Origin of the sequence: Larkinella humicola, assembly GCF_008727875.1 — a bacterium.
GTDB lineage: Bacteria > Bacteroidota > Bacteroidia > Cytophagales > Spirosomataceae > Larkinella > Larkinella humicola.
The window spans coordinates 283,067-306,226 of sequence record NZ_VTWS01000006.1 but is presented as its reverse complement, the minus strand read 5'-3'; the positions used below and the strand labels follow the sequence as shown (position 1 = coordinate 306,226).

Below are 23,160 nucleotides of genomic sequence, written 5' to 3'. Positions count from 1 at the left end.
ATAACCGCAGCCACTAGCTGGCTACGGTTATTGCCATTACCAATCATAAACATCAGACTTATCGTTGGGAACCATTTCGCGCTGATTCGCCCGACTGGGGGTCGGGCGAATCAGCGCTCTGCTTCTGCGACCGTTTCGATTTCTTGTAATTACGCGAACCCCTGCCCTGCGTTGTGCCTTCGCTGCCCGTTCCCGAACCGTTTTTGAGTTCGGTAGAATAGGGATTACCTGAGCGCCGGTTCCGGCTCTGCTGACTGGTGCCGGATGACGTTCCCGCACTGGATTGATCGATGGTGCTGGCCGCTCCCGTTGTATTTTGACTGCTCAGGCGCGTACCTTCCCCTTTTCGTCCACTGGTTCCCGAGGTCTGTCCGGTGGCACCTGGGACCTGCTTGTCCGAGTTGGTGGTTTGCGGATTGGAGCCGGGGTTTAGGCTGGTCGATCCGCTGGTTTGTCCGCTTCCGCTGGAACCGGTTAGCTGCTGGCTGGGCGAACTTTTGGCGGATGTTGACTGTGCTTGCGTCTGAATTGTAGTCATGGCTACGATCATCGCTGCTAACAGTATTCCCTTTTTCATCGTTGCGTTTGACTATTGTTTTTTCAATAAATACTCATAGAAAACAGCATCTATTGGAAGGAGTTACCGGAAAAAATAAAAGAATGAGGATTCGGTCTGCGGCCTTTAAAGCAAGCTAGTAATCGTCGCCGAGTTGGTCATGCGCCTTACCGCGCCGGGCCGAATCCTCATTTTAAAAGATGATTTTCATCAATCTCGTTCCTGGCGCAGTTCCATTAAAGTCGGGTCAGTCTGTTTTGTTGTGGAAATAATCCCATTCTCAGGGTGACGGTAACGACTTTTATGTAAACAAGGTACCCATGAAAAGCTATTGGATTGCAATATCCCTCTTGGGGCTGCTGGCCTGTGGAGGAGGTAGTTCCGGCACCGCCGATATCGATAGTGGTGGTGGGGCGCGTCATGCTTCGAATACATTAGGGCGCCAGGTGAGTGGCACCCGGCTGTTGAGCGAGTACTACAAATACAATATGCCGTGTTATTACATGGGTGGAGCGTCGCTCAAATCCATGTTCAACCTGGAGGAAGACGCGCCCCTGATCTGGAAGGAAACCGAGAGTACCTGTGAAGTCGTCCTGAACAATAAAAAGCTGGTGGTTCTTTCCACCACCACCGACCGTCCGTTTGAGTCGGTTTTTCATGCCGATTATTATTTTAACCGCCTGTATCAACCCGAAGCCTTGGATCGTCGCGGCAGAAAACAACCGTATACGGGCCCGGAACCTCAGGGAGCCGGTGCTGAAAGTCCGGTTGGCGGAGTAGGAAATAATTCGTCAGCCGGAAATAGCTCCGTAGCGGGCGCTCCGAACGATTCGATTCAGGTTAACGCGGCTCCTGGTCAATTGGCATCTGCTCAATTGAAGGACAGTGACGAACAGCAAGCCGGGCCGCAGCCCGTACCGGGTGTGTGGGAAAAAGCCGTATGGGATGCGAAAAGCAGAACGCTGCACATCCTGAATCTGCAGCACGTCTTCCATATCACGGTCAATCACGGCCCGACGGCGAAAATGGATAGTCTGAATGCCACCAAACTTGGCGCGTTGCTGACCAAGCAGGTGGACGACGAAGCGAACCAGGGAGAGGCCCCAATCTATTGATTCTGCCAGCGATTGCCCTTGAATCGCAAGCGTGATCCAACACGCAGCGAACGCCCGGTTTACGCCTTAAAACCGTCTTTGCCCGCGTGAATAGCGGGCAAAGACGTTCCATCATTTCTCGTTCCATATGGAGTTAAAGCATCCGAACACCGGTTTTTCAGCGAGCCAATCCGAAGGCGCCGAACCGGTCAACCAACTGCCCAGAGCGGTTTTACGGTCCAATGATTTCCTGCTGCTCGATGGCGAATGGCGGTTTACGATCGATCCTGACGATCGGGGCATACAGGAACGGTGGTTTTTAGGCCATTCGTTTGAAGAAACCGCGCAGTGGCCCGGTTCCATTGAAGCCCATCTGGGTCAGGCAAAAGGGCAATCCGGAGCTATGGGCTGGCATGATAAGGTGGTAGCCTGGTATGAACGGGAATTTGCCGTGCCCTCCCGCAGCGAATCAGCCGCCCGGTCGATGATTCAACTCACCTTCGGGGCGTGCGGATACGAAACCCGGGTCTGGCTCAACGGCTACCCGCTCCGTACCATCGAAGATGAAGAGGTACATTTAGGGGAATATACATCGTTCTCGTATGAACTGCCGGAAGATTGCTTGCGCCCGGAGAACCGACTCACGGTTCGCATTGCTGATACCATGGATGCCGAAATTCCGCGGGGCAAACAGGAGTCCCACGTCTACAAGCGGGGCGGTATTTGGTACCAGACCTACACCGGAGCCGTCCGGAGTATATGGCTAGAAACCGTCGAGCGCAATCGGCTGCGGTCCCGCGTTGGCGTGGTCAGCATTGTAGAAGACCGGCTCGTGCGCTTCAGCCTGACCACCCGAATTCATGATCCAGGTGACTATGTATTGCGGTTGCAGTCTTTTGCCCCGGGATCGGCCACACCCCTGAGCAGCTCGGACTATCCCTTGCGCTTAGACGCCGGGCAAAAGCAGCAGCGGGTCGTCTTGGATATGGACGATGCCCAGCTTTGGTCACCCGAAAGCCCCATCCGCTACAAACTCGTGGCCCAACTGATTGACCAGGAAGGCTATACGGCCCAAATTGAAACGCACTTCGGCCTGCGAAAAATAGAAGCCCGGGGTCGCTACGTGTACCTGAATAATGAACCGATTTATTTGGATGGTATTCTCTATCAGCCTGGTACCGCCACTTTTGAGGAGATGCAACGGCACATGCGGGCCATGAAAGCCTTGGGTTGCAACCTCGTACGGGTGCATATTGCCGGAATTGATCCCCGAATTTATAACCTGGCCGATGAATTGGGTTTACTGTTGTGGGTGGAAGTACCCAGCCCGCACGTCTCCACGGTTCGAAGTCGGGAAAACCACCGGGCCGAACTGCTGCGGATGGTGGCCCTTATCGGCACGCACCCCTCGGTGGTTATCTGGAGTCTGTATAACGAAGACTGGGGCGCTCAGGATATTGCGACCAACCCGGATACTCGCCGGTATATCGTGGACATGTATCACTTCATGCAAATGGCGCATCCCCAGTTTCTGGTGGTTGATAACGATGGCTGGCAGCATGTGTCTTTCGAAGGCCGGTTGAAATCGGATTTGCTGACGGCGCACCTTTATACACCCGATCTGGCACACTGGCGGGCGTTGCTCGACCGACTGGCTGCGGGCGAACTGACTGGCGTGGCCGCTTTTCCACTGGTGGTCGGCGATCCGTTTTTCTACCGGCGACAGGTACCGTTAGTGATCAGTGAGTGGGGCGGTTTTGGTTTTGCCGACTACGGTGGCCCCAACGACGCCAGCGAACGGGCGGAACGCATCGGGCTCTTCAAACGCGAATTACGCCAACACACGATTGCTGGCGATATTTATACGCAGGCTACGAACATCGAAGATGAACGCAACGGATTGATCGACCCAAAATCCGGTGAACTGACTGTACCGGCAGGTTTGCTGAATTCGAGGAATTTACCGCCATCGTAGGTAATACAACGGCTACCCGGTTCTGATGACCGCACGGCTGGGCAAGCTACCGGTTTTCCAAAAGCTTTTTGAAGAGCAGGGCGTCCTGCAGCATGTGTATGTTGTTGAAAAAGACATAAGCTGACTGGTTTTCGGGCAGCAATTCCAGCAAGTCGGACAGTTCCTGCTTTTCATACTGATACCGCCAGCCCTGGCGTCCGTGCAGCCGAAAGTAACACTGTTCTGGTGTAACGGTTTGGGTAGTAAATGGATCGACCACATGCCAGAGTTGCAGACTTTGGCATAGATCTTTCACGAGCTGACAGTCCCACGCACCACGGGGTTCCCAGACCAGATTGAGCTGCTGGCGGTCGATGCCGGAAAAGAAGCTTTCCAGATTCGCCACATTTTCCCGGGTCGGTTTGAAACTGGCCGGGCATTGAAACAGGACGGTTTTGGCTTTCAGGGCGTTGGCACAGGCGAGGGTGACTTGCCAGGCCTGTTGAACGACATCCGACGGTTTGAACGAACCAGCCTGCGGACGTTCTTCTTCCGAAAGGGGTTTCTTCAACCGCTTATACGTCGGACTTCGGGATTCATGAGTAATAAGCTGCCAGGCTTTGATGGTGAATTCAAATTCGGGCGGCAGTTGTCGCTGCCAGTTTTCCAGCGTCGAAATCCGGGGTGGTTGGTAGAACGTCTGTTGTACTTCTACGCACGACAGGAATTGGGCGTATTCGGTTTTGGGGCGCGGAAAACCGCAGGTACCAATGTTTATCATAGTCACTATTCACTACTGAACAAAATAGGGAAAAACAAACCGGCATTTTCGGCCCCATCTGAATAAGGTACTAAAAAGTCGATCAGAACCCGCCGGTTTCTGCCGGTAATCTGATCGACTTTTTAGGTAAGAACTTAGCGGTTTTCTTATCTCTTTCTTCGGAGAAGCATAAAAACCACCACGGTGACCGCAGTTCCGATGAGTACTTTTTTGGTTAGCCCCTGCGGGTCATGTTTCCATTCCGCTTTCCAGCCTCTTTCAGCAAAAATATTGGGAACATGCCCCCGCCTGAAATCATCGATGATGCCTTCCACCATATTGACGCGGTCGGCCAGCAGCAGCGGGAGCCAGTGACCATATTCGGACTCACTGTATTTAAATGCATACCGGCGGATGGCACCACTCAATCCGGAAGGGGGTGTCGACGTACCAAAAACCGCACTGATCGTCGGCCGTTCGATGGAACGCAACACTTCCACGTCCACCGGTTGCTGCGTGGGTCGTTCCCAGCTATAGCCCGTTTGTTCATCGTTGGTGCGGTGTTTTATGGGATAAGTCGGGTCGTTTTTCGGATCGGCGTCGATGCCCCAGCCTTTGATATGCGAATAGTTTTGGGCGATAGCCGGTAAATCGTTGGTTTTTGTTTCCATAGGAATTTTACATTCTGGCGGATGGGGGAATAAGAACGGGTTTGATGCAATTGTCGAGCTTACTGGAAAACATGCGATACGCGTCGGCGGCCTCTTCCAGCGGGATGCGGTGGGTGATCAGCGCTTTGGGGTTTAAAATCCCATTCTGGACGTGCTCAATGAGCCTCGGCAACAGACGCTTGACCGAAGCCTGATTGGCCCGCAGCGTCAGTCCTTTGTTAACGACATTGCCGATCGGAACCAGGTTATCCGTTGGGCCATAGACGCCCACGATGGACACAATTCCGCCTTTTTTGACCGAGTTAATGGCCCAGTGCAGCGCCGTAGCCGAACCCGCCTGTAGCAGGGTTTTTCGCCCCGTAATGGTTTGCAGAGCACTTCCGGCTGCTTCAGCACCGACCGCATCGATCACCACATCGGCCCCCATCCAGTCGGTAATTTTCTTGATGAACACGACCGGATCGTCCATTTCTTTAAAATTGTAGACTTCGCAATTGGCGTAGTTGCGAACAAACTCCAGCCGATACTCGTATTGATCGAGGACAATTACCCGACCAGCCCCAAACAGCCAGCAACACCGGGCGGCCATGATTCCCACCGGACCGGCACCAAAAACGACCACCGTATCGCCGGGTTGAATACCCCCCATTTCGGCAGCTTGGTAGCCCGTTGGCACTACGTCGGTCAGCATGACGGCATCATCCGGGTCCATATCCGGTGGAATAACGGTCGGTCCCACATTGGCATAGGGAACCCGAACAAATTCGGCCTGCCCGCCATCGTAGCCCCCCGCCGTGTGTGAATACCCGAAAATGCCGCCCACCGCTGTCGCCTGCGTGTTCGATTCATGGCAGTTTCCGTACAGGCCCTGCCGACAAAAATGGCACTTGCCACAGGCAATGTTGAACGGCACCAGAACGTGGTCACCTACTTTTACTTTGTGCACTTCCGAACCAATTTCTTCGACAATGCCGATGAATTCGTGTCCGAATGTCATGCCGACCCGCGTATCCGGCACATTGCCATTGTAGAGGTGTAAATCCGACCCGCAGATGCAGGAGCGGGTCACCCGCACAATCGCATCTTCGGGATGCTTGATTTCGGGCATGGGTTTGTGGCTGACACGGACCCGTTGCGGCCCGCGGTAATTCATGGCTAGCATAGCAATCGCTTTTACGTTTGTATTTTCGGAACTGGCTTCCGAATAGTTAACTACCAAAAAATAGGAGGGATGTTATTTAGTGAGCATTCGGTCCCTGGCGAAATTTCTCTGGATCTCTTCCAGCCAAGTTCATTAAAAAATGGATAGCCGAACCAATCTGGCAACAAGTTCAGCTTCTGTTGTTAGTTCAGAGCGTTGCCGCAAAGGACTTCAAGCTAAATCGAGTCGCGTGGCGGTTTACAATCAAAGTGTTTGAAAAGGACTTTGGGTAGGCCATGACACGGTTTAACATGAGGCCGTGCTTGCGGACAGAAGCGTCACATCGCTGTAGACAGCTTAGGGCTACTAACAGGAATTTTTGTACTAGCTGCCAATGTACAGTGGCGCTTGCACTGAACTTTTATGGCAACTTGAGCCAGTGAGCGTCTGGAAATAATCGTTGTAGACGGCAGCTATCGAGATGAATTTGAAACCCATGTGGAATCCTGTACGTACCGAGTGGGAATCACTCAACGACCGGAAAGTGCCAAGGGTTTTAAGACACAAAAAAACGTTGGTAAATCAAGCGATATTTAGCCTGGTTAAATGCCTATCGCCGATTAAGTCGCGCTATGAAAAACAGCAGTGGCTTCAGAAACTCTTATAAGAAAGGTTTTATTGACATGATTTTAAAACATACTTTAATAAATCCACAGTCACTTATCATCCTTAATTTCTAGCATTTATCAAAGCTATTCAAATCATACTAACGACCCAAGCTCATCGTGTAGCCGCCATCTTTTTTTTTGACAACCGCTTTTCGAACCCAGGCAGTCGTCCAGCCTGGGGGCTGGACGCAAAGTTATCGTCATGAATCTAACAGACCAGCCTTTATTTTCCACTACATCCACTTCATACCCACAGGCACACTAACCCACACAGGTCAGGGGCTCTCTCCCTATGTACGAGAATAGTCTATTTTCTTATATGTACGAGTCTGATAATGAGATAGATAGAAAATAGGGTGAATTTGGAAAGCAATCAGGGTGAACCGCCGGAGCATCCTTTGCAATGCTAACTTTTCGACAAGCTTTTGTTCGGGGATTTGCCTTCGAGCGGCAATGTATGTATACGAAAGGATTCAAAGCATGCCAGACTACCTCGACGCTCCCCAGTTTGTCAATCTCTCCGCCCCCCAGAAATCCCTGATCCGTCAGGCGGCTCAACACTACGTCCGCGACAACAAAGAGTCCGCTATAGGGCGGAAAATGGACGATGCCCAGTTTAGTCAATTCCTGAACCGGACGGAAGTCCGGGACTATTACGACGAACTGCTGAAGGGTCTGGTGGAAGCCCGGCAGGAACAGCACAACCTATCCCAAGGGGCCCAGCAGTACGCCAAACACCTCGCCCGTGCGGTCCAATTCCTGAAAGCCGAAAAGGATACGCAAACCACCTTGAACGATCTCAATCGCTATAATCTGGGGTTGGTCGAGAAAATAAAGCGGTTCGACGAAGGGTTTCTGCGAAATGACATCAAACGCAGGGATATCGAGAAAATGCTCGGGGATCTGCGTCAGCAGCGTATCCGGGCGGAAGGGGCACTGGTGGACGTTATCGCGTCGGTGCAGACCAAATCCAAGGCGTATCAGGACAAACTACTGGCCCCCAAACACTGGAAAAGCCGGGTGGCCCTGACCGTGGCCGAACTGGCGTTGCTGGATGACAACGAGGTCCGTCGGGAAAAGCTCAAGGCCGAGCAGCGGGCCACTACCCACCGCCAGCAGAAACAGGCCATGACCGCCCAGCTCAAGGCCGAAGAAGAGCAGCACCGGGCCCTGCTGGAAAAGTTGACCCACGACCGTTCCCGCTACGCCAAGGGCATAGCCAACAGCCTGAAAGCCCAGCGGGACGGAGCCATGGCCAGTCAGGCCGCCCTGAAACAGGAACAGCAACTGCTGCGCGAAACCGCAACGATCTGGGGTCAGAAAGCCCGGCAGATCGGTGATTTGAAAGCCGGGGTGGCCTCCATGGTTCACCTGATGGAAGACGTTGGCGGGACCCGGCTGGGGGGCTTCTTCAACGCCCACCAACTAGCGGCCCGGATGGCCGATGCCAGCCGTTTGCCGGGCCGGTTTTCGGGGTTGGGCCCTTCGTTCGGCCCTTCGATGAACGCAGCCGCAGAGGGCTTAACGGGCGTGGTACAGGGGCTGGCGGGGAAGCTCCTGCGCTGGAAAGCGATCTTCGAGATCGGGGAATGGGTAGCGGACTCAGTGACCCAAGTGGACGAGCGGGTGACGCAGCTGGCCCGCTCGTTTGCCGTCTCCAAACAACAGGCGCGGCTGTTGTACGATGCCCTGCAAGGGCAGCATACCGCCTTGGCGGGAGTAGGCGTGAACCTCGATGATCTGGTGGGCTCCCAGCTGCGTTTCAATGACGCGCTGGGGACGTCCGTCGTTTTGAACGCCCAGCTCAACCAGACACTGGCGGAATCGGGCAAGCTTATGGCCCTCTCTCAAGAAGCCGTTCAGGGGTTGGCCGTGAACACGATTCTGTCGGGGATTTGAATCGCACCTATAGTATAATAGGATTATCCTGAGGTATTTATAGAATGATTCGACTATACAAGGTTCCTGTCGGCAAAAAAGGGGCCATGAGATTTACTATAGTTGGAGAACCATCCTCTCTGAACAACTTCTGACGTCTATGTTGGAGGACAGGACAGGCCTGATAGGTTGGTTTTTCGGGTATATACCCGTTTCGGGCATTTCAAAAATGGTTCTGCTATAAAAAGCCCCTCAGACATCTTTTTGCCTGAAAGAGCGATCTTAGCTACGAAAACTTACCTTTTTACAGCTTTAAGGGCAATAACCAACCGCCTTTTGATTATTCGGTCAGAAGAGTATTTAAGTCGATTATTCATGTATATTTGAATTTTTTATTACAATATACATGAATAAAGCAATTGTTCGTTTGATTCAAAACCCGACTCAGGAGGCCATTCTGCATTTTCCAGTGGTGGGTTTAGTCGGCCCCCGGCAAGTCGGGAAAACAACGCTAGCTTGTTCGTTGACGGAGAACGCTGGCAAACCAACCCTGTACATCGATCTGGAACGGGCGGAAGATCAGGATCGGTTGGGCGACCGTCCCGGCTGGCTTCTGGAGCAATACGCTACCCATACCGTCATTCTGGACGAAATTCAACGTATGCCCCAGTTGATTCCGCAGTTGCGTTCGTTGGTCGACCAGGACCGCCAGCCGGGACGTTTCATTTTGCTGGGGTCAGCTTCTCCGAATTTACTGGCCCGAAGTGGCGAAACCCTGGCGGGACGGATCAGCTTCTTGGAGTTGACTCCGCTGGTCCGAACCGAAGTAAGTACCACGCCGTATCTGACCCACTGGTTTCGGGGCGGTTTTCCAGAACCCTTTCTCATCGATTCGGACCGCATTCGAACCCAATGGTACCGTTCTTTTATCCAGAGTTATGTCGAGCGGGATTTGCCCCTGCTGGGGAAATTGGGACACTCGGTAACGGCCACTTTGCTGAGTCGATTACTACGGATGCTGACCACGATTCAGGGATCGTTACTGAATTATTCGATGCTGGCGGCATCGCTGGGGGTGAGTGTGACTACGATCCGCAACTACATCGATCTGCTGGAAGAAGCCTTTCTGGTTCGGCGACTCGAACCCTACTTTGTCAATCTGGGGAAACGGCTGACGAAAAGCCCGAAGTTTTACATCCGGGATAGTGGCTTATTACACCACCTCCTCAATCTGTCGTCGACCGACGCGCTGTTATTGCATGCCCAGGCAGGAGCCTCCTGGGAAGGGTATGTCATCGAACAGGTCATTAACCAACTCGATGGTTCTATTCAGCCCTATTTTTACCGTACGCAGCAAGGCGCTGAACTGGATCTGGTCTTAGTTCGGGGCAATGATCCGGTGGTAGCGCTGGAAGTAAAGCTGTCGAATTCCCCAACCCTGAAGCGGGGGACATCGGTGGCTCAGGAAGATTTGGGTCAATTGCCCATCCTGGTGGTAACGCCCTCAGCAGGGAGCTATCCATTTCGTCCGGGTGTGCAGGTGGTGGACATCGATTCGCTGTGGGACCGGTTGCAGGAATTCAACGTACTGGCTTAATAAGGGGGGATTGGAATGGAACCAACAGGGGACTACGAAAAAATCCATTCTAGTTGGCTGGAGAATAAGGTGTGTCTGGAGAAGAAGCAGCTTGCTCGGACTGAGCCAGCGTTGGTATTCATTAACGCGACTGCCGCCGTTTGATAACTTAGGTGGTATTTTTCAGAAAAGAATGAAAACCTCTGAACAGGACAAAGAAAAAGGCAATCTACTTATCGTAACTAAAGCATCCGAACCCGTGAATGCCGGTTTTTAGATTAACCAAGGGTACTAAGAAGGGGAGTTGAGTAAGTCCAAGATACTGTTATCAAACCCATGAATGGCAAGACCACCAAATAAATTGTGTATCAAACGGTGTATCAAATAAAAAAGCCACTACCAAGTTTTATCTCGTAAGTGGCTGATTATTAAAGTGCACTCGTAGGGATTCGAACCCCAAACCTCCTGATCCGTAGTCAGGTGCTCTATCCAATTGAGCTACGAATGCTTTTCCCGTGTTGGGACTGCAAAAGTAAGACAAAAAAGATAAGATTCAAAAAGACAGCCGGAAATTTATTGCCTACTTTCCCGTAAAAACCGCCTTTCGCTTTTGCAAAAACGCCAGAATGCCCTCTGCCGCATCGTGCGACTGACCCAGTTGGTTCTGATACTGAGCTTCTTGTTCCAGTTGCGTCTCCAGATCGCTGTAGACGGATTGATTCAATGCTAATTTCATCAAACCGATGGCCTGTGTGGGAGCCATCGCATAATATCCGGCGATTTCAGCCACTACTGCATCCAGCTCCGTCGCCGGAACCGAGCGCGTCACCAGTCCGAGTTGCTCGGCTTCCGGGCCGTAGACCCGCCGTCCCGTGCTGCACAACTCAAACGCTTTTTGAGACCCCAGCAGACGCGGAAGAAAGAACGTCGAGCCGGCGTCGGGCATCAGACCGATGCCGACAAACAGCAGCGATAAGTAGGATTCATTCGTCGCAATGATCGCATCACAAGCCAGCGCCAGCGAGCAACCCGCTCCGGCGGCCACGCCATTGAGCCGGCAAATCACCGGTTTGGGGAGGTTCCGAATGGCCCGAACCAGGGGGTGATAGGTCGCGCGCAGGAGGTCGCCCATCGAAAAACCGCCCTCGTTTTGAAGCTGACCAGCCGCTTCCTTCAAATCCGCCCCGGAACAGAACGCTTTGTCGCCCGCGCCGGTCAGCACCACCACCCGCACAGCCTCGTCGGCTCCGGCGGCTTCCACCGCGCGCGTGATTTCCTGAATCAGCGCCGGACTGAGTGCATTGTGAACCTGCGGCCGGTTGAGGGTGATTCGTCCAATGCCGTCCGAAACGGAGAAAAGAAGGTGTTCGTACATGCTTTTTTACGGTTTATGGTATTCAGTTTACGCCGGGCCGTCGCTACGATGGTTTACGCCCGATTAAGATTGCGCTAGCCAACACACGTCAGCCACCGTAGCGACGGCCCGGCGTAAACCGAATACCGTAAATTGGTTTCAAACCAGCCACAGCACGGTCACCAGGCTCACCACCAGTCCCAGTCCCATCCCGGCGGCAATTTGCGTGGGGGTGTGGGCATTCAGGTGCAGCCGGGCGCTGGCCAGCAAGCCCGCCAGAATGATGAGGACCAGCAAGGGATAGAGCAACGTGAGTTCGCCGGATTTGATGGCCATACCGAGCAACGCCCCCACCATACCGCTGATGCCGACGCTGTGGGCGCTGATTTTCCAGAACAGACTGATCAGGCCGACGAGCGTCACCGACACCGTGATGCTCCCCAGCACGATGCCGATTTCGGGCGCCATGTCCGAGAGTTGGGGCAGCCGGAAGGCGAACAGCAGCGTCGCGGTGGTGTAGAGCAGCGCCGTCATGAAATAAGGCAACCGGCGGTCCTGTAACTCGTTCATATGCAGGCTGCGGACGTAGCCCGTGCGGTAAAGAAAATAAATCAGGAAAGCCGGGACAAAAAAGGTGCTGATGGCAATCAACAGCAGCAGGCTTAGTTTGAATGGGGTGCCAAACGTGCTGACACCCAGCGCTCCCGGCACCACAAACAGCAGGATGCTGAACAGAATCGTGGGCATCAGCAGCGGATGAAAAACCGCCGATAAAGCCCGGGCAAGCGTCGTATTCAACGTTTCAGTATTCGGTTTTCGGTCTTCGGCCAACCGTTGCTCGTCAATCATTTAGCAAAATTAACAAAGCGTGGCGATTTGAGCGCATCGACTTCGTAAAACCCTTCCACTGAAAAGCCTCACAGTTGCTTCCGTAGCCGGGCCACCGGAATATTCAACTGCTCACGGTACTTGGCAACGGTTCGCCGGGCAATGTTGTAACCGCGTTCATTCAGCATTTTTTCGAGTTTATCGTCCGAAAGCGGATTGCCTTTGGGTTCGTGGTCGATAAATTCCTTCAGTATGTTTTTCACTTCGCGGCTGCTGACGTCCTCGCCCGAATCGGTCGCGATGCCTTCCGAGAAAAAGTATTTGAGCGGGTAAATCCCAAATTCGGTTTGCACAGCCTTGCTGTTGGCCACCCGCGAAACCGTCGAAACGTCCATGTCGATGAGGTTGGCGATGTCCTTCAAAATCATCGGGCGGAGCTTGGTTTCGTCGCCTTCCAGAAAAAAATCGTACTGAAACTTCACGATGGCGTTCATCGTTTTCAGCAGCGTGGCCTGGCGTTGTTTGATGGCATCGATAAACCACTTGGCGGCATCGAGCTTCTGCTTGACAAACGACACGGTTTCTTTTAGGGAGCGGTTATTTTTATCACTCTTCTCGTACGTATCCAGCATTTCGGCAAACGACCGGCTGATGCGCAGTTCGGGGGCATTTCGCGAATTGAGCGTCAGTTCAATTTTGCCAGCGTTGTTGGTCAGAATAAAATCCGGAATCAGGTACTGCACCGCGCCGTCTTCGCCCTCGACCGAACCTGGTTTCGGGTTCAGTTTAGTAATGATCTGAATGACTTTTTTAAGCTGTTCTTCATTGATATTCAGGCGTTTCTGGATCTTGTCGTAGTGTTTCTTGGAAAACTCTTCGAACAGGTCTTCGATGATCCGGATGGCCAGCGGAACGGCCGGGTCACCGGCGTCTTTCCGGTGCAGTTGCAACAGCAGGCATTCCTGGAGCGACCGGGCCGCAATGCCCGGCGGGTCGAAGGTCTGAATCCGTTTCAAAACCGTTTCCAGTTCGTCCGTATCCGTAAAGATGCTGTGCGAAAACGCCAGATCGTTCACAATGGCCTGCATCGACCGCCGGATGTAGCCGTCGTTTTCGATGCTACCAATGAGCTGCATGCCAATGATTTCCTGCCGTTCGTCGAGGTTCAGGTACCCAAACTGCTGCATGAGGGTGTCGGTGAGCGTCGAGCGGTTTGCCACCGGCATTTCGCGGTCTTCTTCGGTATAATTCCCGTCACCCTGCATTTTGTACCCGTTGTAGTCATCTTCGTTCAGATAGCTCCCCAGGTCGACCTCGTCGTTGCGTTCCTTATAATCGTCGTCATACTCATCCGAAAACGGGTCGTCGTTGTTGGTTTCTTCGAATTCGGTATCGGGTCCTTCTTCCAGTGCCGGGTTGATTTCCAGTTCTTCTTCAACGCGGGTTTCCAGTTCGGCAGTCGGAATCTGCAACAGTTTGATAAACTGAATCTGTTGAGGAGACAGCTTTTGCTGAAGAGATTGGGTAAGGCTGAGTCTTTGCATATTCACATACTATATTCGGAGGCCACAAATTCCTGACTCGGGTACATGTGGTCGCGCCTATCAAATTCCAGACCAATTTTAAAAAAAAATGTTTTACGTCCTACTTAATTTTGTGGGAATCAGGCAGCGCGTTTGATAATCAAGAGGTTGTGTGTTAAAATTTCTAGTAAGCGGATTTTTCATTCTTGAAGAAACCGCTTCATATTTCACCGAATGCCGTAACTTTACCACCGTCTTTCACTTATTACCTTTCAGAATGAGTCTTCTACCTGTCAAACAATTACTCGCGTCTGAAACGACCGGCCACACCATCACCGTCAAGGGCTGGGTTCGTACCAAGCGGGAAAGCAAAAATGCCATTTTCATTGCCATCAACGACGGTTCGACCATCCACAACCTCCAGGCGGTTGCCGAACCGGGGCAGTTCAGTGAAGAAACCATCCGGCTGGTTACCACGGGCGCGTGTGTCGCCATCACCGGAACGCTGGTGGAGTCGATGGGATCGGGGCAGAAAGTGGAAGTAAAAGCAACTGATATTCACCTCTACGGGCCCGCCGATCCGGACAAATTTCCGTTGCAACCCAAGAAACACTCGATGGAGTTTCTGCGCGAAATTGCCCACCTGCGCCCCCGCACCAATACCTTTGCCGCTGTGCTCCGTATCCGGCACGCGCTGGCGTTTGCCGTTCACCAGTATTTCAACGACAACGGTTTTTTCTACCTTCATACGCCCATCATCACGGCCTCGGATGCCGAAGGAGCGGGTGAAATGTTCCGCGTCACGACGCTGGACCTGAAAAACGTTCCATTTAGAAGTGTCAAATTTGATGACATAGCCGATGAGTATTATAGCAAACTTTTAAAAATCATAAGAGAAAATGATTTAGAATCTGAGGTAAAAAACCTTGATAAAAAAATAAGGAAGATTGATAAAGAGTTAAGCTTTGAAAAGATAATAAAAGCAGACCAAGGGATGCTTAAAGAATTGTCCCAAAACAGTTCTTACAAAGCTTTAACAACAGATTTTAAGAATATTTACAAAAAAATTAAGACTTCTTTTTTTGCAATAGAAAACAATAAGAAGGGTCATTCGATGTCTTTTCTGCCAAGTGATGTAGTAGAGAAAATCACTTTTGTTAAAGGCAGAATGAGGGCATACCGGGACTTCACCAAAGCAGAGTCTCCATATTTAGCACTTAGTTTTTACAATTTTACTGAGATAATAAAACAACTTCGAAATTCTTCCGACAGAAAAATTGATTTTTCCCAAGATTTTTTCGGTCGCGAAACCAACCTGACGGTTTCGGGACAACTCGAAGGCGAACTGGGCGCGCTGGCGCTGTCGAAAATCTATACGTTTGGGCCAACGTTCCGCGCCGAAAACTCCAACACCACGCGCCACCTGGCCGAGTTCTGGATGATTGAGCCGGAAATGGCGTTCTACGAACTGGAAGACAACATGAACCTGGCCGAGGATTTTGTGAAATCCGTTATCGGCTACGCCCTGGAACATTGCGCCGATGATCTGGCCTTTCTGCAAAACCGCCTGATCGACGAGGAAAAAGCCAAACCGCAGGCCGACCGCAGCCCCATGCCGCTGCTCGAAAAGCTCGACTTTGTGGTGAAAAACGACTTTCAGCGACTCACCTACACCGAAGCCATCGACATCCTGTTGCAGTCGAAACCGCACAAAGAGAAGAAGTTCCAGTATCCCGTTGGCTGGGGCATCGATTTGCAATCCGAACACGAGCGGTTTTTGGTTGAAAAGCACTTTAAAAAACCGGTGATCCTGACCAACTACCCCCGCGAAATCAAGTCGTTCTACATGAAGCAGGACGAAGAGTCGTCGGCGGCACCGGGGCCTACGGTACGGGCGATGGACGTGCTGTTTCCCGGCATCGGCGAAATCATCGGCGGTTCGCAGCGCGAAGACAATTACGAGAAACTGCTGGCCCGGGTTGAGGAAGTCGGCATTGATAAAAAAACGATCTGGTGGTTCCTCGAAACCCGTCAGTTTGGCTCCGCTCCGCACTCCGGTTTCGGCCTGGGCTTCGAGCGACTGGTGTTGTTCGTGACCGGGATGAGTAACATTCGCGACGTCATTCCGTTCCCCAGAACACCCAAGAGCGCCGAATTTTAAGCGAAAGTATCTGAATAGCAGAAGGGGAGAGGGGCCGGTTTTTCGGGCTTCTCTCCTTTTTTTGGTTTCACTTTTTTCATGATTTACGGCTGATAACTCGGTTACGCTTTCGCCCCGTTCCCCTAAAGGGGACTTCTATCGTCTGGAAGGGGCGCGTCCAAGTCCCCTAATTGATTTAAATTTAATAACTGCCGAAATGAATATTTATCAGCCCACTGCCGCACCGGCGGACCGGTTTAGCGGTGGGAAAATTGTCATGAAACTGAATCATTCCGGAACCGTTTTAACGGTTTCATCGTCTGGCAAACCGTTAAAACGGTTCGGTTGCAGGGGGCTTTTCGTTTTCCCACCGCTAAACCGGTCCGCCGGTGAGGCAGTGGGCTGATAGGCCAAACTCGTAATCCGGCAATGATTTTGTTTAAATCAATTAGGGGAACGGGGTGGAAGCGAAATGTCTCCTACCAGTTCCTGTCGCACTCCTTGACAAACTGTTTCCTTTTTGTTACTTTTAGTGACTCCAGTGCAACAGGGTTCCACCTCTGGAAAACCCCGCCTGGAACTACATCCGGAGTACCTGCATACGAATGAACACTGAAGATCTTGTCTGAAACGACGGGACTTCTCACCACACTGAAGGCTTGAGTTTCGAACAGACCAGCCGATTCGCTGTTGATGCCCTTAACCTATGGGTATGTCTTAACTACTTTACCGGGATTTCAGTAAAAGACTTTTGGGCGTCTTTTATGCCGAAAAACGGTGTTCAATGCTACTTTCCTAAATCCATTATTTTATCTGATTAATTCATGATAATTACTGCATGTAGTGGTTTTGCATACCCTTGTGTCGTATTGTTATGAAATTAATGTACGCTCGTTATAGCTGATAAAAGCAAAAATAATACAAAAAATAAATGCTTTTATTCATTTATTAATTTCAACATACGAGCAAAATCTCCCATTTCCTATCGCTGTATTCGGTTTGGTTAATTCCCGAAAAAATTGTCTTTATTCGGGAAAATGGGATGACTATGTCTAATGGATTTTATTCTGTGTTTTGTCAGAATTGCAGAATTTAATGCTTGCTTATTGGGTATATCTATACATATTTTGCACAGACTTGTACAAAATTGACGAGTTTGATTCGGAAATGTACCCTTCCTTGTTTTAATGTTTTTTTAATTTTTACATTTAATGGCGTTTGTTTTTAACAGTCGCTTAATCTTAACCATAACTAAGGATGAAGAAACATTTATTATTAAGCCTGTTGATGGCTTGTACGACCTGGGTCTGTGCCCAGGCTCAGGATCGAAAGATCAGCGGGATCGTCAGGTCCGATGAAGACGGGACGCCACTCCCCGGCGTTTCGGTTGTCAGCAAGGGAACCACCATCGGCGGCAACACCGACGGAAACGGAGCCTACTCCCTGACTGTATCGGGTAACAATCCGGTTTTGGTCTTCAGCTTTGTGGGCATGATTACCCAGGAAGTGCCGGTCGGAAACCGCTCGACGGTCGATGTGGTACTGGTATCGGACGCCCGGCAGTTGCAGGAAATCGTCGTAACGGCCCAGGGCATTGTCCGGGAGAAAAAAGCACTGGGATACGCCGTCACTACCGTAGAAAGCAAACAGATTTCCGACCGTCCGCAGGCCGATGTCGGGCGGGTGTTGCAGGGCAAAATACCGGGCGTCAACATTACCGCTACCTCAGGCGTGTCCGGAACCGGCACCAACATTACGATCCGGGGTTATTCTTCCATCACGGGTTCCACCCAGCCGCTGTTTGTGGTCGACGGCATTCCGTTCAACTCCAGCACCAACTCCCGGGGCGGTTTTACGGGGGGCGGTCAGTCCGCTTCCAGCCGGTTTCTGGACCTGGATCCGAACAACATCGAAAACATCAGCGTCTTGAAAGGGCTGGCAGCCACCGTTACCTACGGCGATCAGGGACGAAACGGGGTGATTCTGGTAACGACCAAAAACGGTAGCCGAAAGGCGCGGGTGACCGAAGTGAGCCTGACGCAGTCGTTCTTTACCAATACCGCCCACCTGCCCGATTACCAGAATAGTTATGTCGGGGGTTTTCAGCAGAATCTGGGCTACTTCTTCAGCAACTGGGGACCGACCCTGGCCGAAGCCGCCATTTATCCGTCGCAGAACACCAACACGGCCCTGACGCAGCACCCCTACGCTTTTCTGAGTGTGGCGGCCACGCGGGCGGCCCTGGCTCCGTATGTCGCGTCGGTGAGTCCGTATGCGATGCAGGTGTATCCGAACAACGTAAAAGACTTTTTCCGCACCGGCAAAATATCCAATACGTCGCTGAACGTGTCGGGCGGGGGCGAAAAAGTGAGCTTCAACCTCTCGGCCGGTTACAACAAGGAAGAAGGTTACATCCCGGAAAACGGGCTGACCAAGCTGAACCTGGGCCTGGGCCTGAATGCGCAGTTGAGCAAAAAAGTGAACATCATTTCGTCGTTCAACTTTGCCCGCACCGATCAGTATTCGCCCCCCCTGAACGCCGGAACCGGAAACAACTCGCTGGGTGGATTTCCGTCGGTGCTGGCCAACGTGATGTATACCCCGCGTCAGGTGGACTTGATGGGCTGGCCTTATGAGAATCCGGTCGATGCCAGTTCCGTTTATTTTCGGAGTGGTAATGATATTCCCAACCCCCGTTGGATTTTGAAAAACTACAAGACAACCGGCGTTGTGAACCGGCTTTTTGCTACCACCTCTATTAACTATGATATTGCGAAAGACCTGATCCTGGTCTACAAAGTCGGGTTGGATACCTACACGGAAAAGCAGGAATACAAGTTCAACAAGGGGGGCGTTGATTTTGTGAATGGGTTCTACAATACGTATGATATCCAGAATACAATCTGGGATAACAGCATGATCTTGTCCTACAACAAATCGATCAACGACGGGATCGTTTTGTCGGGACGGATTGGCGGTAACATGCGGAATGACGTGACGAACGGCCTTTTCGTGACGAGCCAGAATCAGTTGGCCCGGAATCTGTTCCGCCACAACAACTTCATCGACAATGTTGCCGCGGATGGCATGACCGAACAAACCCGGATCGGGATCTTTGGGGAGATAACCGCCGACATCAACGACTTTTTGTTTCTGAACCTGGCAGGCCGGAACGACTGGACATCGACCGTAGAAACACCGAACCGCCGGATTTTTTATCCCTCCGCTAGTGTCTCGTTCGTGCCGACCTCGGCTTTTAAAGGCTTGCAGTCCAGCAACCTGATCAACTTCCTGAAAGTTCGGGCGGGTGTCGGAACTTCCGCCGGTTTCCCCAATCCCTACAGCACCCGCAACGTGCTGAATCAGAACGCCAGAGCCTGGCTGACCTCGTCCGGAGCAACGGTACAGACCCACTCGGTCGACAACGGACTCGGCAACGCCAACCTGAAACCCGAGTTGCACACCGAAGTGGAGCTGGGCATCGAAGGGCGGCTTTTCAACAACGCCCTCAGCTTTGACGTCACGGCGTATCAGCGCAACACCCGGAATTTGATTACCAGTACACCCCTGGATGCATCGACGGGCTATACCGCCACGACGATCAACATCGGGAAAATCCGGAACGAAGGCATCGAAATCAGCCTGTCGGCAACGCCCGTCAAAGTGGGCGATTTCTCCTGGGGCGTAACGGGCGTCTTCTCACGCAACCGGCCTAAAGTACTCGATCTGGGTGGTACGTTACAGGAAGTTCAGGTGGCCGGTTTTGGCGGAACGCTGGGTAATTATGCCGTTGTGGGTCAGCCCTTTAACGTTATCAAAGGCACCGGTTTCCGTCGGAACGAGCAGGGGCAGTACCTGATCGATGCCGGTGGTTATTTGCTGGCGACCACCTCGCCGATTGTCCTGGGCGATCCAAACCCGGCGTTTACGAGCAGCCTCATCAACGAATTTAGTTTTAAAGGCTTATCGCTCAACGTGATGATGTCGTACCGGCACGGCGGAGCCATGTATGCCTCCACGGCGGGTGCGTTGCTGGGCCGGGGCATGACCACCGACATTGGTCTGGAAACCGGGTTCGATCGGGCGCAAACGCTCGTGATTCCCGGCGTTAAACTGGCCGACGGAACCCCGAACGACATTCAGATCACGGCTTCGGATTTCTACTTCAACAACTACTATTTCTTCGGGGATGAAGGCCGGATTTACGACGGTTCCACCATCCGTTTGCAGGAAGTATCGCTGTCGTACCAGTTACCTAAAAAACTGCTGGGCAAGACGTTCTTCAAAGGCATCTCCGTTTCGTTGACGGGGAATAACCTGTGGTACAGGGCGATCCATATTCCGAAGGGCCTCAACTTCGACACCGATAACCTGGGTCTGGGAGTCGGCAACGGCATGGGCTTCGAGTTTCTGACAGGGCCGAGTTCCAAACGGCTCGGCGGAACGTTGCGGCTGACTTTCTAATCCGAAAACCGGCTACAGACGCTGAATGACGCACGTTGAGTGCTTCATCATTCATTCAAAAAAATAAATCAATCAACCGATGATCAAGAAAATAAGCACAACCTTGTTGGTTTTGTGTCTGGTCGTACTGAATTCCTGCAAGCTGGATTTGTTGGATAATCCGAATGCGGTAACGACCAGTAATACCGACATCAACTACCTGCTCAATCAAATCGAGTTGAGCTACGCCGGTCACTTTAACTCGCTGAGTGATCCGGGTATGCGACTAACCCGGATGCTCAACCAGGGGTCGGCCATTTATGACAATGCGGTTTCGCCGGGCAACTTCGACGGTGCCTGGACCACGGCCTACGCGGCCATTCTGACGGACGTGAAAACCATCATTCCCCTGGCTGAAAAAGCGGAATTGTTCGTTCATGCCGGGATTGCCCGGACGTTGCGGGCCTCCGTTCTGATCAATCTGGTGGATGCGTTTGGGGATGTGCCTTATACGGAAGCAATCGACCCGACCAACTTCAACCCGGGTGTCGATGCCGGAGCCACCATCTACAAATCGGCACTGACGGAACTGGACGAGGCCATCAAGAACTTTGCGGCTACCTCCAAAGCCGGAGCGCCGAATGATCTGATCTATGCCGGAAATGCCGATAGCTGGACGCGGGTTGCCAACACGCTGAAATTGAAAATTTACTTGAACATGCGATTGACGGACGCTGCGGGGTCAACCACGGCCATCAATTCGCTGATTGCCGGGGGAAAACTGATTTCCACGGCGACGCAGAACTTTGCCTTCAAATTCGGTTCCAACCTCACCAATCCGGATACCCGCCATCCCCGCTACGGAGGACAGTATTCGTCGACCGGGGGCGGTGATTATCAGTCGAATTCGTACATGGGAACGCTGTATTCATCCAAAGGTTTTCCGGATCCCCGCATTCGGTATTACTTCTACCGCCAGACGATCAAAAATCCGACGGATGTCAATGCCTTGCGGTGTGTGAACAACTCAAAACCCGCGCATTATTCAGACTCGGATGTGTTCTGCTTGCCGTCGACGGTGGGCTACTGGGGCCGCGATCACCTGAGCAACGAAGGGATTCCACCCGATGGGTTGTTAAGGACAGCCTGGGGTGTTTATCCTGCCGGTGGTTCCTTCGACAACGACGCGGGTGTCCCGGTTTCGCTGGGTGCCGGTGGGGGTGGAGCGGGCATTCATCCCATCATGATGCGGTCTTTTGTAGACTTCATGCTGGCCGAGTCGGCGCTGACCTTGGGCACAACCGGCGTGGCGAAAGACCTGCTGAAATCAGCGATTGAAAAGTCGATGGCGGACGTGCGAACCCTGGCGCTGGGCACCAACGAAAGCGGCAAAATTGCCACCTTCGAAGCAGCAAGCGGCACGGTCTGGGCCTCCGAAGTGACGAAGTACGTCACCAAAGTCCTGGCCGACTACGATGCCGCCACGACTAATTCCCAGAAACTGAACATCATCGGAACGGAATACTGGCTGGCCCTGCACGGAAACGGCATCGAAAGCTACAACCTGTATCGCCGGACGGGCAAACCGTCCAACCAGCAACCGGCGCTCGACCCCAGTCCGGGCGGTTTTCCCCGCTCATACTACTATCCGGCTTCCTACATCACCCGGAATGCCAAAGCGGTGCAGAAGGCCAACGTAACCACTTCCGTTTTTTGGGATAACAACCCGGCGGGGATGCTAAAATAGCCCCGTTACCAGTACAAAAGAGCGTTGATCATTCATTCAAAAACATAAATAGATGAAAAAATACATGGTCTTTCTGTTTTTAGGGTTGTTCGCAATGGCCTGTGAAACAGACGTAATTGATCGGATCGATGAAACCAGCATGGAGCAGGGCGGGTATGTCCGAACGGTGACGCCCTATCCCGTTACCAACGCAACGTTTAGTGCCAGCAAAGCCAATATGAGTGGTACCAAAATGGAGATTGTGGCGGAGGCTGTCACCCCGAACCAGGGCGCGCTGTTTGCTTCCTACGATTTGTCCATTGCCTTTGTGGACGCGACCCCGGCCAACGGAACCAAAACCACGACGGCAGTTGCCCTGAAGTCCATTGCCGCTTCGGCCTTTGCGAAAGATGCCAAAACGGGGTATCCGCGAGCCACCATTTCCGTGACGGGAGCCGAGGCATTGGCCGCTACAAAACTGGCTTTGACGGATATCTCAGCCGGTGATCGGTTTGATATTACAGCCGTGATGAAATTGACAAATGGGAAATCCTATACAGCCAGCAATACCGGTGTTAACATTACCGGCGGAGCCTTTTATAGTTCACCCTTTGCGTACCGATTGAATGTGATAAACTAGTGGTTTTAAATTCTCAAAAGGGTTTATTCTTCTCAAAAGGATAAACCCTTTTGGCGTTTAACTTCTATTGATACGATGGTGGGCTCTATGAATACGTTTTGATATATAAAAATAAAGCTTAAACCCAGGAAGTTTAAGCTTTAAAAATATCATTAACCTTAAGAATGGAGTAATTTAAAAATTTTGATTGATTATTAATAATCAAGTT

General features: G+C 52.0%; 15 protein-coding genes and 1 tRNA gene. 8 read left to right on the top strand and 8 right to left on the bottom strand.

Annotated elements, in window-relative coordinates; all coding sequences use genetic code 11:
* Positions 1 to 58: 58 nt before the first annotated feature.
* A complete protein-coding gene (locus F0P93_RS22775; protein ID WP_150880038.1) occupies positions 59 to 577 on the bottom strand; it encodes a hypothetical protein in 519 nt (172 codons plus the stop codon).
* Between the two features lie 299 nt (positions 578 to 876).
* On the opposite strand from F0P93_RS22775, the gene F0P93_RS22770 reads away from it, so the two are divergent.
* Together F0P93_RS22770 and F0P93_RS22765 are read left to right on the top strand one after the other, a co-directional pair.
* Complete coding sequence (locus F0P93_RS22770; RefSeq protein ID WP_150880037.1) at positions 877 to 1,671, top strand: hypothetical protein; 795 nt, start codon at positions 877 to 879, stop codon at positions 1,669 to 1,671.
* Positions 1,672 to 1,798: 127 nt separating this feature from the next.
* Entirely contained in the window at positions 1,799 to 3,625 is a 1,827-nt protein-coding gene (locus tag F0P93_RS22765) for a glycoside hydrolase family 2 protein (RefSeq protein ID WP_150880036.1), read from the top strand.
* A gap of 46 nt (positions 3,626 to 3,671) precedes the next feature.
* Here F0P93_RS22765 and F0P93_RS22760 read toward each other — a convergent pair whose 3' ends face one another.
* From F0P93_RS22760 to F0P93_RS22750, 3 genes are all read right to left on the bottom strand, one after another.
* On the bottom strand, positions 3,672 to 4,385 hold the full coding sequence (locus F0P93_RS22760) for a DUF72 domain-containing protein (protein WP_150880035.1): 714 nt from the start codon (positions 4,383 to 4,385) through the stop codon (positions 3,672 to 3,674).
* 146 nt (positions 4,386 to 4,531) lie between these two features.
* Positions 4,532 to 5,035 carry a hypothetical protein gene (locus F0P93_RS22755; protein WP_150880034.1) on the bottom strand — a complete coding sequence of 168 codons (504 nt, stop codon included), beginning with the start codon at positions 5,033 to 5,035 and terminating at the stop codon, positions 4,532 to 4,534.
* A 7-nt stretch (positions 5,036 to 5,042) separates the two neighbouring features.
* Positions 5,043 to 6,197, bottom strand: a complete 1,155-nt coding sequence (locus tag F0P93_RS22750) for a zinc-dependent alcohol dehydrogenase (protein ID WP_150880300.1) — start codon at positions 6,195 to 6,197, stop codon at positions 5,043 to 5,045.
* A gap of 1,127 nt (positions 6,198 to 7,324) precedes the next feature.
* Between F0P93_RS22750 and F0P93_RS22745 the strand changes: the two genes are divergently transcribed.
* Positions 7,325 to 8,743: a hypothetical protein gene (locus F0P93_RS22745; protein WP_150880033.1), complete on the top strand. Its 1,419-nt coding sequence runs from the start codon at positions 7,325 to 7,327 to the stop codon at positions 8,741 to 8,743.
* Positions 8,744 to 9,128: 385 nt separating this feature from the next.
* Complete coding sequence (locus F0P93_RS22740; RefSeq protein WP_150880032.1) at positions 9,129 to 10,319, top strand: ATP-binding protein; 1,191 nt, start codon at positions 9,129 to 9,131, stop codon at positions 10,317 to 10,319.
* A 413-nt stretch (positions 10,320 to 10,732) separates the two neighbouring features.
* Here the strand turns inward: F0P93_RS22740 and F0P93_RS22735 are convergent.
* The 4 genes from F0P93_RS22735 to rpoN all read right to left on the bottom strand — a co-directional run bounded on the left by F0P93_RS22735 (position 10,733) and on the right by rpoN (position 14,024).
* Positions 10,733 to 10,806: transfer RNA gene (locus F0P93_RS22735), tRNA-Arg, on the bottom strand.
* A gap of 72 nt (positions 10,807 to 10,878) precedes the next feature.
* The gene (locus F0P93_RS22730; protein WP_150880031.1) at positions 10,879 to 11,673 is read right to left on the bottom strand and encodes an enoyl-CoA hydratase/isomerase family protein; all 795 of its coding nucleotides are present in this window, start codon (positions 11,671 to 11,673) and stop codon (positions 10,879 to 10,881) included.
* Positions 11,674 to 11,811: 138 nt separating this feature from the next.
* Positions 11,812 to 12,501 (bottom strand): hypothetical protein, encoded by a 690-nt coding sequence (locus F0P93_RS22725; protein ID WP_225309603.1) that lies wholly within the window; start codon positions 12,499 to 12,501, stop codon positions 11,812 to 11,814.
* 68 nt (positions 12,502 to 12,569) lie between these two features.
* Positions 12,570 to 14,024 carry an RNA polymerase factor sigma-54 gene (rpoN, locus tag F0P93_RS22720; RefSeq protein WP_150880030.1) on the bottom strand — a complete coding sequence of 485 codons (1,455 nt, stop codon included), beginning with the start codon at positions 14,022 to 14,024 and terminating at the stop codon, positions 12,570 to 12,572.
* Positions 14,025 to 14,280: 256 nt separating this feature from the next.
* On the opposite strand from rpoN, the gene asnS reads away from it, so the two are divergent.
* The 4 genes from asnS to F0P93_RS22695 all read left to right on the top strand — a co-directional run bounded on the left by asnS (position 14,281) and on the right by F0P93_RS22695 (position 22,952).
* On the top strand, positions 14,281 to 16,164 hold the full coding sequence (gene asnS / locus F0P93_RS31750) for an asparagine--tRNA ligase (protein WP_225309602.1): 1,884 nt from the start codon (positions 14,281 to 14,283) through the stop codon (positions 16,162 to 16,164).
* A 1,236-nt stretch (positions 16,165 to 17,400) separates the two neighbouring features.
* A complete protein-coding gene (locus F0P93_RS22705) occupies positions 17,401 to 20,607 on the top strand; it encodes a SusC/RagA family TonB-linked outer membrane protein (RefSeq protein ID WP_150880029.1) in 3,207 nt (1,068 codons plus the stop codon).
* 79 nt (positions 20,608 to 20,686) lie between these two features.
* A complete protein-coding gene (locus tag F0P93_RS22700) occupies positions 20,687 to 22,333 on the top strand; it encodes a SusD/RagB family nutrient-binding outer membrane lipoprotein (RefSeq protein WP_150880028.1) in 1,647 nt (548 codons plus the stop codon).
* Positions 22,334 to 22,385: 52 nt separating this feature from the next.
* Positions 22,386 to 22,952, top strand: a complete 567-nt coding sequence (locus F0P93_RS22695) for a hypothetical protein (RefSeq protein WP_150880027.1) — start codon at positions 22,386 to 22,388, stop codon at positions 22,950 to 22,952.
* Positions 22,953 to 23,160 lie beyond the last annotated feature (208 nt).